The organism is Pseudomonas sp. UTLPPB19802, assembly GCF_059730225.1.
In genome coordinates, this window is record NZ_AP048545.1 from 4,377,475 (window position 1) to 4,397,637 (window position 20,163).

Here is a 20,163-nt window from a genome sequence, read left to right on the forward strand (position 1 = left end):
TCAGATGACGCGTTTGCGTTTCAACGTCGGCACCGTCGCCCTCGGTACCTCCACCCGTTGGATCGTCCCCACCGACGCAGCCACCTGGGCCAGCGTCGGCTGGCCGAACAGCACCCGCACATCGGCCTCCAGGTTCGCCTGGCGCATGCGTTCGATCAGGCTGACCGCCAGCAGTGAATGCCCGCCCAGTTCGAAGAAGTGGTCATGGCGCCCCACCCGCTCGACCTTGAGCAAATCGATCCAGAGCGCCGCCAACTGGGTCTCGATTTCACCTACCGGTGCCTCGTAGGTCCGCGAGGCATAGGCACTGCTGTCCGGCGCCGGCAGGGCCTTGCGATCCAGCTTGCCGTTCGGGGTCAGTGGCAAGGTGTCGAGCGGCATATAGGCCGCTGGCAGCATGTAGTCCGGCAACAGCCCTTGCAGGTAGGCCCGCAGACTGCCGCTGTCGGGCAACGCCCCGGCGTCGGCAGGAGTGAAATACGCCACCAGGCGCGTTTCTCCCGGCACGTCCTCCCTGGCCATCACCACCGCCTCCCGCACTTGTGGGTGCTGGGCCAGGCGTGCATCGATCTCGCCCAGTTCGATACGGAAGCCGCGGATCTTCACCTGGTCGTCGTTGCGGCCCAGGTACTCGATGTTGCCGTCCGACAGGTAGCGGCCCAGGTCGCCGGTGCGGTACATGCGCCCGCCGTGGAATGGATCTTCCAGGAAACGCTCGGCGGTCAGGTCATCGCGGTTCAAATAGCCTCGGGCTACACCAGCGCCACCGATGTAGATTTCACCCGGCACACCCAACGGGACAGGCTGCTGTTGCTCGTCCAGCAGGTAGAACTGGGTGTTGCCCACCGGCTTGCCGATATGCGGGGCGAAACCGTCCTCACGGTCCATCGCCACCCAGCTGGAGTAAGTGGTGGTTTCCGAAGGGCCGTAGAGGTTGCACAGGCGTTGGACGGTGGTTTTCTCGAACAGCGATTCCACCAGACTGCGCTTGAGAGCTTCACCGGCGACGTTGACCGTGTGTACCGATTTCGGTAGGCCGTCGACTTCCAGCAGCGCTTTCAGGGCAGATGGGACGGTGTTGATCAGACCAATATCGTGCTCGCCGTGTTGCAACTCCAGCACGTTTTTCACCACCTCAATGCTGCCACCCGAGGTCAAGGGTGCGAAGCACTCATAGACTGCCAGGTCGAAGTTCAGCGAGGTCGAGAACAAGGTTTTGCTCAACGCCGACCCTTGTTGTGGGAGCCGGCTTGCTGGCGATGAGGCCAGTGAGTCGTGTGCCGCCTGATCGGCCGCTTTCGCCAGCAAGCCGGCTCCCACAGGAGTTGTGTGGTTCGACAAGTTGTCGAAAGCCGCATGGGCCCAGGTCAGGAAGTTCACCGTGTTGCGGTGTTCGATCATCACACCTTTCGGCAATCCGGTCGAACCCGAGGTGTAGATCAGATACGCCAGGTGCGCCGAGGTCAGGCCAGGCACCTGCGGATTCTGGGCGGACTCGTCCTGCCAAGTGCGTTGGTCGAGATTGATCACAGGGACCGAGACACCCGCCAGCAAGTCCTGGGTCGCGTTCTGCGCCAAAACCACCGCAGGTGCACTATCCTCCAGCATGTAGGCGATCCGCTCTGCCGGATAAGCCGGGTCCAGCGGTACATAGGCACCGCCGGCCTTGAGAATCGCCAGCAGGCCGACGACCATCTCGGCACCGCGTTCAACGCAGATACCTACCCGAGAATCAGGCAGCACACCCTGTTTACGCAACGCATGGGCCAAACGGTTGGCTTGCTCGTTAAGCGCTCGATAGCTCAGACGCTGCTCACCGCGCACCACCGCCAAGGCATCCGGCGTACGCGCCACCTGCTCTTCGAACAGTCCATGAATGGTCTGCGCCTGCGGATACTCCAACGCGGTGTCGTTGAACCCCGCCAACAACTGCTCGCGTTCAGCATCCGGCAGGATCGACAACCCTGCCAGCGACACGTCACCGCTCTGCTCCAATGCAGCCACCAGGCTTGCCAACGCAGCCTGCATATACCCGCAGATCCGCTGGGCATCGATGCCGGCTACCGCCTGCACCGTCAGGCCGAAGCCGACCCCGTCATCATCCACCGAAAGCGTCAGCGGGTAGTTGGTACGCTCGCCGCCACCCTGGCTTTCGATACCCTGCCAGGTATCCAGGACCTGTTGGCTGGCCTCACCGGCAACATGCCGGTAGTTGAGCAAGGCACTGAACAGTGGCGTCGGTGCCGGTACCCCGCTGCAACGCTGGGCCAGCGCCAGGGGTGCATGTTCATGGCCGAGCAGCGCGCTCAACCGACCATGGGCGGCCTTGAGTGCGGCGTGGGTGCCCAGCTCACCGAGATCCAGGCGCAACGGCAAGGTATTGATGAACATCCCCAACGCGCGGTCGGCACCTTCGCCACCTTGCATCCGGCCGAGCAAGACCGTGCCGAAGACCACTTTCTCGCGTTGGCACAACCGCCCCAGCACCAGCCCCCAGGCCAGGTGCGCCACGCTCGCCGGACTGACCCCGGCCTGTCGGGCGCGGCTGCGCAGACGGCGGGACAGATCGGGGCCCAGCCCCATGTGGGCCTCGGCAATAGCCTGCCCTTCGCCACGGACCTGTTGCTGTTCGAACGGCAAGGTCGGCTCATCGACATCGCCGAGCATCTCGCGGAAGAAGCTTTCATGTTCCTGCTGGCTGACGCCCAGGCATGCCTGGGCCACATAATTGCGATACGGCATGGCCGCTGCCGGCGACAGCGCCTGGCCATTCAGGACAGCCTGCATTTCCTGTTGCACCACGGCGATGGTCGTGTGGTCGATAACGATGTGATGGAACAGCAGCAACCCTATCCAACGTCGGTTAGGCGCATCTTCACTGATGGCCAGGCGCAGCAGCGGCGCCTGTTGCAGATCGAGGCGATAATGCGCCGGGTCGAAGCGTTGCAACAGTTGCGCCGACAGCTCGCCGTCGCGCGGATCGAACTCCAGGGTCTCGACTGCCAGCCGAGCCTGGCGCCAGACCACCTGCAGTGGTGACTCCAACCCTTCCCAGACGATCGATGTGCGCAGGACATCATGGCGCGCGATCACGCCCTGCAGTGCCTGGACAAAGTCCTCCACCCGGCTGCGGCTGTCGAAACTGAATTGCGACTGCAGCACATAGGGGTCACCTGCGCCTGCAGACAGGTGATGGAACAGGATGCCCTCCTGCAATGGCGCCAGCGGGTAGATATCCTGCACGTTGGCCGCACCGCCCGGCACTGTTGCCACCACCTGGTCGATCTGTGCCTGGGTCAGGCTGACCAGTGGCAACAGATCCGGGGTGATGTGGCCACAATGCTCGGGGATCAGGTTGGCCGGCACCACGACTTCCGAGCTGCCGCCCACTGCCGCCGCCAGCGCAGCCAGGGTCGGCTGGCCGAGCAGCACCCGGACATCGGCGCCCAGGCCTGCCTGGCGCATCCGCTCGACCAGCGTGACCGCCAGCAACGAGTGACCGCCCAGTTCGAAAAAGTGATCGTGCCGCCCTACGCGATCGACCTTGAGCAGCTCGGCCCACAACTGCGCCAATACAGTTTCGACCTGGCCTTGCGGCGCGGTGTATTCGCGGCTGACCACCGCGCTGCCATCCGGTGTCGGCAGCGCCTTGCGGTCCACCTTCCGGTTGGGTGTCAGGGGCAAGGCCTCAAGCTGCATGTAGGCTGTCGGCAGCATGTACTCGGGCAACGTTCCTTGCAGGTGGTCGCGCAGGTCCTGGATCGCCAGCACGGCTTCCTGCGGTTGCGGCGTGAAGTAGGCCACCAGACGTTTTTCGCCGGGATTGTCTTCCCGGGCCACCACCACGCAGTCCTTGATCCCTGGGCAAGTGGCGAGACGGGCTTCGATTTCACCCAACTCGATGCGAAAACCACGGACCTTCACCTGGTCATCGTTGCGCCCCAGGTATTCGACCGTGCCATCCGCCAGATAGCGGGCCAGGTCGCCGGTACGGTACATGCGCCCATCGTTGAACGGATCGTCGAGGAAACGCTCGGCGGTCAGGTCCGGACGATTCAGGTAGCCGCGCGCCACTTGCGCACCCGCGATATACAGCTCCCCCGCCACTCCCAGCGGTACCGGTTGCCGATGGGCATCGAGCAGGTAGAGCCGGGTGTTGTCCATCGGCTTGCCAATCGGCACCATCGCCGAGTCGCCATGTTCATCGACCCGCGCGACACAGGCCCAGATGGTGGCCTCCGTCGGGCCGTAGAGGTTCCATAGTTCACGGCTGCGTGACAACAGCTCACGGGCCAGGTTGCGCGGCAGCGCTTCGCCACCGCAAAAGATCCGCAGGTCGTGCTTGCCGGCCCAGCCGCTGCCCACCAGCATCTGCCAGGTGGCCGGGGTAGCCTGCATCGCGGTGATTCGCTGCTCTTCAAGCAGGCGCTGCAGGTGCTGGGCGTCCTGGGTCGCCTCGCGGGAGGCCAGGACCACGCAGGCACCGTTGACCAGGGTCAGGTACAGTTCGAGCGCGGCGATATCGAAGGAAATCGTCGTGACCGCCAGTAAGCGGTCCCGTGGCGAAAGCCCCGGCTCGCGGCCCATGGCGTGGAGGAAGTTGCTCAAGGCCCGGTGACTGATCTGCACGCCCTTGGGCAGCCCGGTGGAGCCCGAGGTGTAGATCACATAGGCCAGGTGTTCGGGTTGCAGGTCGCTGCGCCGCGGATCGACCTCGGGCTGCGCCAGGAAGCCTTCCCGCCCGGCCAGGCCGGGATCGAGCAACAACACCGGTATGGCGCTGGCTGGCAGGAGCGGCTGCAAGCTTTGCTCGGTGAGCATCGCCACCGGAGCACTGCTCTGCAGCATGTAGGCCAGGCGCTCGCGGGGGAAATAGGGGTCCAGCGGCACGTAGGCGGCGCCAGCCTTGAGAATCCCCAGCAGCCCGGCCAGCATTGCCACGCTGCGGTCGACACAGATCGCCACCCGATCATCCGGACCAACGCCCAATTCGATCAGGCGGTGGGCGATGCGGTTGGCCTGGCGGTTGAGCGCGTCGTAACTCAGGCTGACCTTCTCGTCCACGACGGCGACCGAATCGCCACACGTCGCGACCCGGGCTTCGAACAGCTCGTGCAGGGCCAGGTGCCGCGGATGGTCGACCGCAGTGGCATTGAAGCCCTCCAGCAATAGCCGCCGTTCATCATCCGGCAACACCGACAGCACCTGCAAAGGCACGTCACTCACCTGCTCCAGCGCCTCGACCAGGCTGTACAACGCCTGGTGCATATAGGCGCAGATCCGATTGGCCTCGATCACTGGAACGGTCTGGGCGATCAACAGGAGGTCTTCACCCAGGTCATCGACGTTGAGGGTCAGTGGATAATTGGTCCGCTCCTCGCCGCCCAGGGACTGCATGCCTTGCCAGGCGCTACGTACCTGCTCAGTCACGACGGTGCTGCTGTGCCGGTAGTTGAGCAAGGCGCTGAACAACGGCGTCGGCGCGGCCACGCCGCTGCAACGCTGGGCCAGGGCCAGGGAGGCATGCTCGTGCCCGAGCAACGCGGTCAGTTCGGCGTGGGTGGTCCTGAGCCCGTCGCGGGCGTTTCGACCGCCAAGGAGTACCCGCAGTGGCAAGGTATTGATAAACATCCCCAGGGCCCGGTCGGCGCCCTCGCCGCCCTCCATCCGGCCCAACAGCACCGTACCGAACACCACGTCGTCGCGGCCCGACAACCGCCCCAACACCTGGGCCCAAGCCAGGTGCACCAGGCTCGCCATGCTCACCCCCGCCTGCCGGGCCTGGACCCGCAAGCGTTGGCTCAGGGCCCCGCCCACTGACAGGTGAGCCTCCTCGATACCCTGGCCGTCACCCTGGACCTGCTGCAAACCGAACGGCAGCGTCGGCTCGTCGATATCGCCAAGGCGTTCACGGAAGAAGCGTTCGTGCTCTTCCTGGCTCACGCCCAGGCGCGCCTGGGCCACATAGTTGCGATAGGGTATCGGCGTGCCCAGTTGTGCCTGCTGCCCCAACAGGTACGCCTGCATCTCGTGTTGCAGCACCTCCATCGCGGTGTGATCCATCGCCAGGTGATGGAACAGCAGCATCGCCAGCCAGCGCTGGTTCGCCGCATCCCAGGCCTGGACCAGCCGCAGCATCGGCGCCTGGCGAATATCCAGGCGATGGTGCCGGGCGTCGAAACGCTGGTGCAGTTGGGTCGCCACATCCGCACCCCACGGGTCCGCCTCAAGGCTTTCACGCATCAGCGACGCCTGGCGCCAGACCACCTGCACCGGCTCGTCCAGGCCTTCCCAGACCAGCGCGGTACGCAGGATGTCATGGCGCTGGATGACGAACTGCAAGGCGCCGACGAAATCTTCGAGGCGCGCCAGGCTGTCGAACGCGAACTGCGCTTGCAGCAAATAGGGATCGCCCTGGTCGGCGCTGACATGGTGATAGAGGATACCGGCCTGCAACGGCGCCAGGGCGTAGATATCCTGGACGTTGCAGACACCGCCCGGCACCGTGGCGACGATCCGGTCGATGGCGTCCTGGTCGAGGCTGGTGAGCGGCAGCATGTCCGGGGTGATCTGCTCGCAGCCTGCCGGGATGGCATTGGCCGGCACCCGGATCTCGCGACCGCTACCCACCGCTGCCGCCAGCGCAGAGAGGGTTGGCTGGCTGAACAGGACCCGCACATCGGCACTCAAGCCGACCTGGCGCATGCGCTCGATCAGGCTGACGGCGAGCAGCGAATGGCCCCCCAATTCGAAGAAGTGGTCCTGACGCCCCACCCGCTCGACCTGGAGCACGTCCGCCCAGATCGATGCCAACAGGGTCTCCACGTCGCCCTGCGGCGCCTGGTAATCGCCACGGACCAGGGCGTCTGCTTCCGGCACCGGCAGTTTCTTGCGATCGACCTTGCCGTTGAGGTTCAGGGGTAATGCAGCCAATTGCACGTAGGCACTGGGTACCATGTACTCCGGCAACAGGCCTTGCAGGTAATCGCGCAGGTCTTCCGCCGAGACCGGCGCGCCGGCCGAGGTGACATAGGCCACCAGGCGCTTGTCGCCTGGGACGTCCTCACGGGCCAGGACGATGCATTCGCGGACCTGTGGGTGGGTGCCCAGGCGTGCCTCGATTTCCCCCGGTTCGATGCGAAAACCGCGAATCTTCACCTGGTTATCGTTACGGCCCAGGCACTCCAGCAGACCATCGGCCGACCAGCGGCCAAGGTCGCCGGTGCGATAGAGCAAGGCATCGGGGTCGGCACTGAACGGGTCGGTAATGAATTTTTCGGCGCTCAGCTCGGGGCGATTCAGGTAGCCCCGCGCTACGCCTTCGCCACCGATGCAGATTTCACCGCTGACGCCCAGGGGCACCAGTTGCTGGCGGGCATCGAGGACATAGACCTGGGTATTGCCGATGGGGCGGCCGATCGGCACGCTTTCGGCGGCGTCGGCGACTTCGGTCACATGATGGGTCGTAGCGTAGGTGGTGGTTTCGGTCGGCCCGTAGCAATGCACCAGGCGCAACCCTGGCGCCAACGCCAGCAGGCGCCGAAACGATGCCGGGTCACTGCGCTCACCGCCGCACAGTAGAATCCGCAGGCCCTTGATCGCCTCGGGGATCAGTTGCACGTACTGGTTGAATACCGCCGTGGTGACGAACAGAACCGTGGCCTGGGCAGTGACCAGCAACTCGCCGAAACGCAACGGCTCCAGCAGCGTTTCATGATCTGCCACCAGTACCTGGCCGCCATTGAGCAAGGCGCCCCAGACGTCCATGGTGCTGGCGTCGAATGCCGGGTTGGAGGCAAAGACGATGCGATCCTGGTCATTGAAGTCGGCATAACCGTTGTTGATCACCAGCCGGCTGATGGCCCGGTGTGGTACCAGCACCCCTTTCGGCGTCCCCGTGGAGCCGGAGGTGTACATGATATACGCCACGCTTTCGCTGGACTGGGCGATCTGCAGATCGTTCGAGTCCAGGCCAGACAGGTCCAGGCGATCCAGTTCCACGCGCCGCACGGCGGCGGCCAGCGGCGCCTGGCCATGAGTCAGCAGCACCCGTGCCTGGCTGTCCTCGATCATGAAGCCCTGGCGCTCGGCCGGCGCATTGATATCCAGCGGTACGTACACCGCTGCGCACTTGAGCACCGCCAACTGGCTGACCAGCAGGTCATGGCTGCGCTCCAGCAGGATCGCCACACTGTCCCCTGGCTGCACACCAAAGCCGCGCAGATGCCGGGCCAGGCGGTTGGCTTGGGCGTTGAGTTCGGCATAGCTCAACGACACCCCGTTATGGAGCGCCGCACAGGCTTCGGGACGGCGGCGAGCCTGGGCTTCGAACAGGCCATGGACAGTCTGCGTCCGAGGGTAGTCGCGGCGGCTGGAATTGAAAGCCACGAGCAACTGCTCGCGCTCGGCCGCCGGTAGCACCGGCAGGTCGCGCACCGCTGAATCCGGCGCAGTCTCAAGGGCCTCGACCAGATGGATCAAGGCCGTTTGCACATAGCTGCAGATCCGTTGTGCCCCGATACCGATAACAGCCTGCACACTCAGGCTGAAACCGTCGCCCAGGTCATCGACGTTCAACGCCAGTGGATAGTTGGTCCGCTCTTCGCCGCCGAGGGTATGGATACCCTCCCAAGCCTGGACGGCCGGTCCGGAAACGCTGCCGACGGCGCTATGCCGGTAATTGAGCAAGGCACTGAACAGCGGTGCCGGTGCGGCGACGCCGCTGCAACGCTGGGCCAAGGCCAGGGGGGCGTGTTCGTGACCCAGCAGCGCGGTCAACCGCGTATGGGTCGCCCTGACACTGGCGCGTACACCCTGCCCACCCACGGCCACCCGCAACGGCAGGGTGTTGATGAACATCCCCAGCGCCCGCTCGGCACCCTCGCCACCCTGCATACGTCCCATCAGCACGGTGCCGAACACCGCATCCTCGGTGCCCGAAACCTTGCCCAGGACGTGGGCCCAGGCCAGGTGATACAGGCTGGCGGCACTCACCCCCAACTGCCGGGCCTGGGCCCGCAGGCGCAGACTCAGTTGGTTGTCCAGCAGCAGGCTGCTCTCAGCGATGCCACGACCCTCGCCCTGCACGTCCTGCAAACCGAACGGCAGGGTCGGCTCGTCGATATCACCGAGCATCTCGCGGAAGAACGCTTCATGCTCCTCCTGGCTGACACCCAGGCGCGCCTGGGCCACATAGTTGCGATAAGGAACGGGTGCCGCGAGGGCCCCGGCCTTGCCCAACAGACAGGCCTGCATTTCATCGCGGACCACTTCCAGGGCCGTGTGGTCCAGGGCCATATGGTGGAACAGCAATATCGCGGTGATCCGCCGGTTGAGCGGATCTTCGGCATAGGCCAGACGCATCAACGGCGCCTGGCCGATATCCAGGCGGTAGTGCCGTGGATCGAAACGGCCATGCAGTTGCGCGACGATCTCCCCGTCCGCCGGGTCGAGTTCGAGCGCATCGAGGTGCAGCCGTGCCTGGCGCCAGACCACTTGTACCGGCGCATCCAAGCCTTCCCAGACCACCCCGGTGCGCAGGATGTCATGGCGGTCGATCACGCCCTGCAAGGCCTGGACAAAGGCATCCAGACGCTCGCGATCGTCAAAGGCGAACTGCGTCTGCAGAACGTAGGGATCACCCTGCGCAGCCGCCAGATGATGATAGAGAATCCCTTCCTGCAAGGGTGCCAGCGGATAGATATCCTGCACGTTCGCCGCACCACCCGGCACCTTCGCGACAATCTGCTCGATCGCCGCCTGGTCGAGGCTGACCAGCGGCAACATGGCCGGGGTAATCTGCTCGCAGCCTGCCGGGATGGCATTGGCCGGGACCACGATTTCCCGCCCGCCACCCACCGCGGCAGCCAGGGCCGCCAGGGTTGGCTGGCTGAAAAGTGCCTGGACATCGATACCGATGCCGGCCTGGCGCATGCGGCCGATCAGGCTCACGGCGAGCAGCGAGTGCCCGCCCAGTTCGAAGAAGTGATCGTGGCGGCCGACCTGGGCAACACCGAGCAGGTCCTGCCAGAGGGCGGCGATCAGGGTTTCGGTTTCGCCTTGTGGCGCCTCGTAGCCCCTGCCCGCTACTGCATCCAGATCGGGAGCCGGCAAGGCCTTGCGGTCCAGCTTGCCGTTCGGCGTCAGCGGCAGTTTTTCCAGCGTGACGTAGAGGGCCGGGATCATGTATTCCGGCAGTTTTTCCTGGAGATGACGGCGCAGGCTGTCGAGTTCGACCGAGGCGTGGCCCTCGGCCAGCGTGTAGTAGGCCACCAGGCGCTTGTCGCCCGGCACGTCCTCGCGGGCGGTGACCACCGCTTCGTGGATCGCCGGGTGTTTTGCCAGGCGTGCGTCGATCTCGCCCAGTTCGATACGGAAGCCACGGATTTTCACCTGGTCGTCGTTGCGGCCCAGGTATTCGATGTTGCCGTCCGGCAGATAGCGGCCCAGGTCGCCAGTGCGGTACATGCGCCCACCGTTGAACGGATCTTCCAGGAAACGCTCGGCGGTCAGGTCGTCACGGTTCAGGTAGCCTCGGGCTACGCCAGCGCCACCAATGTAGATTTCACCCGGCACACCCAACGGGACAGGCTGCTGTTGCTCGTCCAGCAGGTAGAACTGGGTGTTGCCCACTGGTTTGCCGATATGCGGGGCAAAGCCGTCCTCACGGTCCATCGCCACCCAGCTTGAATAGGTGGTGGTTTCCGAGGGACCGTAGAGGTTGCACAGGCGTTGGACGGTAGTTTTTTCGAACAGCGACTCCACCAGGCTGCGCTTGAGGGCTTCACCGGCGACGTTGACCGTGTGTACCGATTTCGGCAGGCCGTCGACTTCCAGCAGCGCTTTCAAGGCGGATGGGACGGTGTTGATCAGACCAATATCGTGCTGGCCGTGTTGCAGCTCCAGGACGTTTTTCACCACCTCGATGCTGCCGCCCGAGGTCAAGGGTGCGAAGCACTCATAGACTGCCAGGTCGAAGTTCAGCGAGGTCGAGAACAAGGTTTTGCTCAACGCCGACCCTTGTTGTGGGAGCCGGCTTGCTGGCGATGAGGCCAGTGAGTCGTGTGCCGCCTGATCGGCCACTTTCGCCAGCAAGCCGGCTCCCACAGGAGTTGTGTGGTTCGACAAGTTGTCGAAAGCCGTATGAGCCCAGGTCAGGAAATTCACCGTGTTGCGGTGTTCGATCATCACGCCCTTGGGCAATCCGGTCGAACCCGAGGTGTAGATCAGGTAGGCCAGGTGTGATGAGGTCAGCCCTGGTACTTGCGGATTCTGGACGGATTCGTCCTGCCAGGTGTCTTGATCGAGATTGATCACAGGGACCGAAACACCCGCCAGCAAGTCTTGGGTAGCGTTCTGCGCCAAAACCACTGCCGGAGCACTGTCCTGCAGCATGTAGGCGATCCGCTCTGCCGGATAAGCCGGGTCCAGCGGTACATAGGCACCGCCGGCCTTGAGAATCGCCAGCAGGCCGACGACCATCTCGGCACCGCGTTCAACGCAGATGCCTACCCGCGAATCCGGCTGTACACCTTGCTTGCGCAAGGCATGAGCCAAACGGTTGGCCTGCTCGTTAAGCTCGCGATAGCCCAGGCGCTGTTCACCATGGACCACCGCCAGGGCATCCGGCGTACGCTCGACCTGCACCTCGAACAAACCATGAATGGTCTGCGCCTGCGAATACTCCAGCGCGGTGTCGTTGAACCTCACCAGCAGTTGCTCACGCTCATCGGCAGGCAGGATCGACAGGCTATCCAGTGGCGTCTCGGGATCCTGTTCCAGTGCTTCAAGCAGGTGCTCCAATGCCGTTACCATGTAGGCACAGACGCGCAGGGCCCCGACCTCTGCACTGACTTGCACATTCAGGCTGAAACCATCGCCCAGATCATCGACGTTCAAGGTCAACGGGTAGTTGGTCCGTTCTTCGCTACCAAGGCTCTCGATACCCTGCCAGGCCTGCCCGGAAACACGCTCGACAACACTGTGCCGATAGTTGAGCAAGGCGCTGAACAGCGGCGTCGGCGCGGCAACGCCGCTACAACGCTGGGCCAGGGCCAGGGAGGCATGCTCATGGCCGAGCAGCGCGGTCAACCGCGCGTGGGTCGCCTTGACCCCGGCACGAACGCCCTGCCCGGCGACGGAGACCCGCAGCGGCAAGGTATTGATAAACATCCCCAGCGCGCGATCGACGCCCTCGCCGCCCTGCATCCGGCCCAGCAGGACGGTGCCGAACACCACATCCTGCCGGCCGGAAACCTTGCCCAGCACCTGGGCCCAGGCCAGGTGATGCAGGCTGGCAGCACTGACCCCCAACTGCCGGGCGCGGGCGCGCAGGCGTACGCTCAGCGAGGAGGATAGAACACGGGTGGCCTCATCGATGGCGTGACCGTTACCCTGCACGTTCTGCAAGCCGAACGGCAGCGTCGGCTCGTCGATATCGCCGAGCATCTCGCGGAAGAAGGTTTCATGTTCCTCCTGGCTGGCACCCAGGCGCGCCTGGGCCACATAGTTGCGATACGGCACCGGGCTGCCCAGTTGCGCAGCTTGCCCGAGCAGATGCGCCTGGATTTCATCGCGAACCACCTCCAGGGCGGTATGGTCCAGGGCCATGTGATGGAAGCGCAGCATCGCCACCCAGCGCCGCTGGCCTTCATCCTCGGCGAATACCAGATGCATCAGTGGCGCCCGGCTCACGTCCAGTTGTGAGTGGCGGGTATCGAAACGCGCCTTGAGCTGGTCCGCCACCTCACCGGCACGCGGGTCCAGCGACAAGGCCTCGCAATGCAGGCGGGCCTGGCGCCAGACCACCTGGACCGGCTGGTCCAGACCTTGCCAGTGCACAGCGGTGCGCAGGATGTCGTGACGGTCGATGACCTGTTGCAGCGCCTGGGCAAAAGCATCCAGGCGCTGGCGATCCGGCACCGTGAACAGTGCGTGCAGGACGTAGGGATCACCTGCACCGGCTGACAGATGGTGATAGAGAATCCCTTCCTGCAAGGGTGCCAGCGGATAGATATCCTGCACGTTCGCCGCACCACCCGGCACCTTCGCGACAATCTGCTCGATCGCCGCCTGGTCGAGGCTGACCAGCGGCAACATGGCCGGGGTAATCTGCTCGCAGCCTGCCGGGATGGCATTGGCCGGGACCACGATTTCCCGCCCGCCACCCACCGCGGCAGCCAGGGCCGCCAGGGTTGGCTGGCTGAAAAGTGCCTGGACATCGACACCGAGGCCGGCCTGGCGCATGCGGCCGATCAGGCTCACGGCGAGCAGCGAGTGCCCGCCCAGTTCGAAGAAGTGGTCGTGGCGGCCGACCTGGGCAACACCGAGCAGGTCCTGCCAGAGGGTGGCGATCAGGGTTTCGGTTTCGCCTTGTGGCGCCTCATAGCCCCTACCCGCTACTGCATCCAGATCCGGTGCTGGCAAGGCCTTGCGGTCCAGTTTGCCGTTGGGGGTCAGCGGCAGTTTTTCCAGTGCGACGTAGAGGGCCGGGACCATGTATTCCGGTAGTTTTTCCTGGAGATGACGGCGCAGGCTGTCGAGTTCGACCGAGGCGTGGCCCTCGGCCAGGGTGTAGTAGGCGACCAGGCGCTTGTCGCCTGGCACGTCCTCGCGAGCGGTGACCACCGCCTCGTGAATCGCCGGGTGTTTTGCCAGGCGCGCGTCGATTTCCCCCAGTTCGATACGGAAGCCGCGGATCTTCACCTGGTCGTCATTGCGGCCCAGGTATTCGATGTTGCCGTCCGGCAGGTAGCGGCCCAGGTCGCCAGTGCGGTACATGCGCCCACCGTGGAATGGATCTTCCAGGAAACGCTCGGCGGTCAGGTCGTCGCGGTTCAAATAGCCTCGGGCCACGCCGGCACCACCGATGTAGATTTCACCGGGTACGCCCAACGGAACCGGCTGTTGCTGCTCGTCCAGCAGGTAGAACTGAGTGTTGCCCACCGGCTTGCCGATGTGCGGGGCAAAGCCGTCCTCGCGGTCCATCGCCACCCAGCTTGAATAGGTGGTGGTTTCCGAAGGGCCATAGAGGTTGCACAGGCGTTGGACGGTAGTTTTTTCGAACAGCGATTCCACCAGGCTGCGCTTCAGCGCTTCACCGGCGACGTTGACCGTGTGTACCGATTTCGGTAGGCCGTCGACTTCCAGCAGCGCTTTCAGGGCAGATGGGACGGTGTTGATCAGACCAATATCGTGCTGGCCGTGTTGCAGCTCCAGGACGTTTTTCACCACCTCGATGCTGCCGCCCGAGGTCAAGGGTGCGAAGCACTCATAAACGGCCAGATCGAAGTTCAGCGAGGTCGAGAACAAGGTTTTGCTCAACGCCGACCCTTGTTGTGGGAGCCGGCTTGTGTGGTTCGACAAGTTGTCGAAAGCCGCATGGGCCCAGGTCAGGAAATTCACCGTGTTGCGGTGTTCGATCATCACGCCTTTCGGCAATCCGGTCGAACCTGAGGTGTAGATCAGGTAGGCCAGGTGTGCCGAGGTCAAGCCCGACACCTGCGGATTCTGGGCGGATTCATCCTGCCAAGTGCTTTGATCGAGATTGATCACAGGGACCGAGACACCCGCCAGCAAGTCCTGGGTCGCGTTCTGCGCCAAAACCACTGCCGGGGCGCTGTCCTGCAGCATGTAGGCAATCCGCTCCGCTGGGTAAGCCGGGTCCAGCGGCACATAGGCGCCGCCGGCCTTGAGAATCGCCAGCAGGCCGACGACCATCTCGGCACCGCGCTCAACGCAGATACCTACCCGCGAATCAGGCTGCACGCCCCGTTTACGCAAGGCATGAGCCAAACGGTTGGCTTGCTCGTTAAGCGCTCGATAACTCAGACGCTGTTCGTCATGCACCACCGCCAAGGCATCCGGCGTACGCGCCACCTGCGCTTCGAACAATCCATGAATGGTCTGCGCCTGCGAATATTCCAGCGCCGTGTCGTTGAACGCCACCAACAACTGCTCACGCTCGTTGGCCGGGAGGATCGACAGGCTGTGAAGCGCAGTGTCCGGCGTCTGTTCCAGCGCGCCGACCAACTGCTCCAAGGCCGTCTGCATGTAGGCGCAAATCCGCTGCGCCCCGATACCGGCAACAGCTTGCACATTCAGGCTGAAGCCCTCCCCCAGGTCATCCAGGGACAGGATCAGCGGATAGTTGGTCCGCTCTTCGCCGCCCAACACCTCGATCCCCTCCCACAGCTGCACGGCCTCGCCGCTCACCGCTTCAGCCGAGCTGTGCCGGTAGTTGAGCAAGGCGCTGAACAGCGGCGTCGGCGCGGCTACACCGCTGCAACGCTGGGCCAGCGCCAGGGGCGCATGTTCATGGCCAAGCAGCGCGGTCAGCCGCGCGTGGGTCGCCTTGACCCCGGCCTGAACACCCTGCTCGCCCAGGGCCACCCGCAATGGCAGGGTGTTGATAAACATCCCCAACGCCCGCTGGCCACCTCCCTCGCTGCGCATCCGCCCGAGCAATACGGTGCCGAAAACCACATCGTCACGCCCGCACAGACGCCCGAGCACCTGGGCCCAGGCCAAGTGGTGCAGGCTGGCCGCGCTCACACCCTGTTGCCGGGCCTGGGCGCGCAGGCGCCGGCTCAGATCGGCGGGCAGCGCCTGGGTGGCCTCGTCAATTCCGTGGCCGTCACCGCGCACATCCTGCAGGCCGAACGGCAGGCTCGGCTCGTCGACATCGCCGAGCATCCCGCGGAAGAACGTTTCATGCTCCTGCTGGCTGACGCCCAGACGCGCCTGGGCCACGTAGTTGCGGTACTGGATCGGCGCACCCAGCGCCTGGGCCTGACCATAAAGGTGCGCATGGATTTCCTGCTGGACCACCTCCAGCGCCGCATGGTCGATAGCAATGTGATGGAACAGCAACATCGCGCTGATCCGCCGGCTGAGCGGATCCTCGGCATAGGCCAAGCGCAGCAACGGCGCCTGGCTGATATCGAGACGATAGTGTCGTGGGTCGAAGCGTTGCCGCAGCTGTTCGGTGGCAGGGCCGGCGGCGGGATCGATCTCGACTTCCGTCAGCACCAGCCGGGCCTGGCGCCAGACCACCTGCACCGGTTCGTCCAGGCCTTCCCAGACCACGCTGGTGCGCAGGATATCGTGGCGGTCGATGACCTTTTGCAGCGCGCTGGTGAACTCGTCGAAGCGGGCACGGCTGGCAAACGCGAACTGCGTCTGCAGGACATAGGGGTCTCCCTGCCGTGCGGCGATATGGTGATAGAGAATTCCCTCCTGCAGCGGCGCCAGCGGGTAGATATCCTGTACGTTGGCGACACCGCCGGGAACCGTGGCGACGATTTGCTCGATGGCCGCCTGGTCGAGCTTGACCAGCGGCAGCATGTCCGCCGTGATCCGCTCGCAGCCGAAGGGGATCGCCTGGGCGGGAATCTCTACCTGCCCGGCCTTGCCGCTGGAGTATTCGCCGGCATTGATCAGGGCGATCAATGCCGCCTTGTTCTCGCGCAGCATCGCCAGCACGGCGGGTTCCGTGAGGGACTGGCGCTTGCCACTGACGACCAGTTGATCGCCCTTGACGGAAAGTTGCACATCCTTTTCTTTCAGTATTGACAGCAGTTCGATCACGCTCACAGAACAATCTCCATTCTTTCCGTCGTTGCCGCGTATTCCGAGAGGGTCGGGTGTTCGAACAAGGTCTTGACGTCAGCCTCCAGGCCTTCCTGGCGCATGCGTTCCATCAGGCTCACGGCGAGCAGCGAGTGCCCGCCCAGTTCGAAGAAATGGTCATGGCGACCGACCTGCGCGACACCCAGCAACTCTTGCCAGATCGCGGCGAGGGTAATTTCGGTTTCGCCTTGTGGGGCTTCGAAGCCCCGGCTGATCAGTGCGCTACCGTCCGGGGCCGGCAAGGCCTTGCGGTCGAGCTTGCCGTTGGGGGTCAGAGGTAGTGCATCGAGGCGTACATAGGCCGCTGGCACCATGTAGGCCGGCAGTTGCCCGAGTAGCCAGCCACGCAGGCTGTCGCTTCCCAATTCGATCTGCGCGGACTGAAGGGTGTAATAGGCCACCAGGCGCTTGTCGCCCGGTACATCCTCGCGAGCGGTGACCACCGCTTCGTGGATTGCCGGGTGTTTCGCCAAGCGTGCGTCGATCTCGCCCAGTTCGATACGGAAGCCACGGATCTTCACCTGGTCGTCGTTACGGCCCAGGTATTCGATGTTGCCGTCCGGCAGGTAGCGGCCCAGGTCGCCGGTGCGGTACATGCGCCCACCGTTGAACGGATCTTCCAGGAAACGCTCGGCGGTCAGGTCGTCACGGTTCAGGTAGCCGCGGGCTACACCAGCGCCACCAATGTAGATTTCACCGGGTACGCCCAACGGGACAGGCTGCTGTTGCTCGTCCAGCAGGTAGAACTGGGTGTTGCCCACCGGCTTGCCGATGTGCGGGGCAAAGCCGTCCTCGCGGTCCATCGCCACCCAGCTTGAATAGGTGGTGGTTTCCGAAGGGCCATAGAGGTTGCACAGGCGTTGGACGGTAGTTTTTTCGAACAGCGATTCCACCAGGCTGCGCTTGAGGGCTTCACCGGCGACGTTGACCGTGTGTACCGATTTTGGCAGCCCATCCACTTCCAGCAGTGCTTTCAAGGCTGACGGCACGGTGTTGATCAGGCCGATATCGTGCTCGCCGTGTTGCAGCTCCAGCACGTTTTTCACCACCTCGATGCTGCCACCCGAGGTCAGCGGTGCAAAGCACTCGTAGACTGCCAGGTCGAAGTTCAGCGAGGTCGAGAACAAGGTTTTGCTCAACGCCGACCCTTGTGGGAGCCGGCTTGCTGGCGATGAGGCCAGTGAGTCTTGTGCCGCCTGATCGGCCGCTTTTGCCAGCAAGCCGGCTCCCACAGGATTTGTGTGGTTCGACAAGTTGTCGAAAGCCGCATGGGCCCAGGTCAGGAAGTTCACCGTGTTGCGGTGTTCGATCATCACGCCCTTGGGCAATCCGGTCGAACCCGAGGTGTAGATCAGGTAGGCCAGGTGCGCCGAGGTCAGGCCTGGCACCTCTGGGTTCTGGACGGATTCGTCCTGCCAGGTGCGTTGGTCGAGATTGATCAGCGGCACCGAAGTACCAGCCAGCAAATCCTGGGTAGCGTTCTGCGCCAAAACCACTGCGGGTGCACTATCCTCCAGCATGTAGGCGATCCGCTCTGCCGGATACGCCGGGTCCAGCGGCACATAGGCGCCGCCCGCCTTGAGAATTGCCAGCAGGCCGACGACCATCTCGGCACCGCGTTCAACGCAGATACCTACCCGCGAATCAGGCTGCACACCCTGCTTGTGCAAGGCATGGGCCAGGCGGTTGGCCTGTTCGTTCAGCTCGCGATAACTCAGGCGCAGCTCTCCATGCACCACCGCCAGTGCATCCGGCGTACGCGCGACCTGCTCTTCGAACAACCCATGAATGGTCTGCGCCTGCGGATACTCCAACGCGGTGTCGTTGAACCCCACCAACAACTGCTCACGCTCGGCATCCGGCAGAATCGACAGGCTATCCAGTGGCGTCTCGGGATCCTGTTCCAGTGCGTCAAGCAGGTGCTCCAGTGCCGTTACCATGTAGGCACAAACGCGCAGAGCCCCGACCTCTGCACTGACTTGCACATTCAGGCTGAAACCATCGCCCAGGTCATCGACGTTCAAGGTCAGGGGATAGTTGGTCCGTTCTTCGCCACCGAGGACACGGATACCCTGCCAGGCCTGCACGGCCTCTTCGGAAACACCACCCTCGGCGCTGTGCCGGTAGTTGAGCAACGCGCTGAACAGCGGTGCCGGCGCGGCGACGCCGCTACAACGCTGGGCCAGGGCCAGGGAGGCATGTTCATGCCCCAGCAGCGCGGTCAACCGCGTATGGGTCGCCTTGACCCCGTCACGCACGCCCTGCCCGCCCACCGCGACCCGCAGCGGCAAGGTATTGATAAACATCCCCAGCGCGCGATCGGCGCCCTCGCCGCCCTGCATCCGGCCCATCAGCACGGTGCCGAACACCACATCCTGCCGACCGGAAACCTTGCCCAGCACCTGGGCCCAGGCCAGATGCACCAGGCTTGCGGCACTCACGCCCAGTTGCCGGGCCTGGGCCCGCAGGCGCAAGTCCAGCCGGCGGTCCAGCACCTGGCTGCGCTCCTCGATATCGCGGGCAGTCTCCTGTATCTGGAGCAAACCGAACGGCAAGGTCGGTTCATCGACATCACCGAGCATGTCGCGGAAGAACGCCTCATGAGCCTCGCGGCTCACGCCCAGGCGCGCCTGGGCCACATAGTTGCGGTACGGCACCGGGCTCCCCAGCTGACCGGCCTGGCCCAGCAAGTGTGCCTGCATATCCTGGCGGACCACGTCCATCGCGGTATGGTCCAGGGCCATGTGGTGGAACAGCAGCATCGCCATCCAGCGCTGGTTCAGCGGGTCCTCGGCAAAAACCAGGCGCATCAGCGGAGCCTGGGTCAGGTCCAGGCGCGCGTGACGGCTGTCGAAACGCCGATGCAGTTGCTCCGCCACATCGCCCTCGAGCGGGTCCAGCTCGACCTGCTCCAGGTACAACCGGGCCTGACGCCAGACTACTTGCATCGGCGTCTCCAGCCCTTGCCAAAGCACGGCGGTCCGCAGGATGTCATGCCGGTCGATGACACTTTGCAGCGCGTCGATGAAGGCGCTCAGGCGCTCGCGGCTGGCGATTTCGAACAGCGTCTGCAAGACGTACGGATCGCCCTGCTCGGCCGTCAGGTGGTGATAGAGAATCCCTTCCTGCAACGGCGCCAACGGATAGATATCCTGCACATTGGCGACCCCGCCCGGCACGCTGGCGACAATGCGGTCGATAGCGGCCTGGTCGAGATCGGCCAGGGGCAGCAGTTGTGGCGTGATCCGAGTGCAGTCAGGCGCGATGGTATTGACCGGAACCTGAACCTCGTTACCCTCGCCCACGGCGGCGGCCAGGGCAGCCAGGGTCGGCTGGCTGAACAGCACCCGTACGTCGGCACTCAGGCCGGCCTGGCGCATGCGTTCCATCAGGCTGACGGCCAACAACGAATGCCCGCCCAGTTCGAAGAAGTGATCATGACGCCCCACCCGCTCGACCTTGAGCACATCGGCCCAGATCCCTGCCAGGATGATTTCGGTTTCGCCCTGGGGAGCCTCGAAGCCGCGACGGCTC

The 20,163-nt window shown here is 64.2% G+C and carries 2 protein-coding genes (1 of these 2 only partly in view); both read right to left on the bottom strand.

What is annotated here, in order from left to right:
• Positions 1–16,593 carry an amino acid adenylation domain-containing protein gene (locus AC6I6U_RS19265; RefSeq protein WP_497877614.1) on the bottom strand — a complete coding sequence of 5,531 codons (16,593 nt, stop codon included), beginning with the start codon at positions 16,591–16,593 and terminating at the stop codon, positions 1–3.
• Positions 16,590–20,163: the 3' end of a non-ribosomal peptide synthetase gene (locus AC6I6U_RS19270; RefSeq protein ID WP_497877615.1), read on the bottom strand. Its footprint extends 12,719 nt past the window's final position; the window shows 3,574 of its 16,293 coding nt (coding positions 12,720–16,293); the start codon falls outside the window, past its right edge; its stop codon occupies positions 16,590–16,592. Before AC6I6U_RS19270 ends, AC6I6U_RS19265 begins: the two co-directional genes overlap by 4 nt.